The organism is Tamlana crocina, assembly GCF_012037625.1.
This window is the reverse complement of sequence record NZ_JAAVJS010000815.1, coordinates 1-290: the sequence shown is the minus strand read 5'-3', so window position 1 is coordinate 290 and position 290 is coordinate 1. Positions and strand designations below refer to the sequence as shown.

The following is a 290-nucleotide window of genomic DNA, read 5'->3' as shown; positions in this document are numbered from 1 at the left end:
ATTCTTTCCATGGCCGGCAAATTTCCTGATGTCATCTATGCGAACCACCTTCTTTTCAACAAAAGTGGGAATGAACATTTCTGTATGTCTTGGCATTCCCAGCTGTTCCATAGTTTCCCTGGGAGCTCCCGAAAGGGTGAAAAGTTTAAAACTATCCCCTTTCTCATCTGTTGTATTATAGAAAAAAGCTCCAAAAGCAGCTCCTGTCAATTTTGTAGTAGCATCTGTCACCCGCTGTAAAATGCCCTGCACATCCAGATTTTCGGAAATACTTTTCCCAACGGTATTAA

General features: G+C 41.7%; 1 protein-coding gene. It reads right to left on the bottom strand.

Annotation, left to right across the window (positions count from 1 at the left end):
• On the bottom strand, positions 1 to 290 hold a 290-nt coding region (locus tag HC176_RS19110; RefSeq protein ID WP_209309841.1), incomplete at both ends, for a GAF domain-containing protein.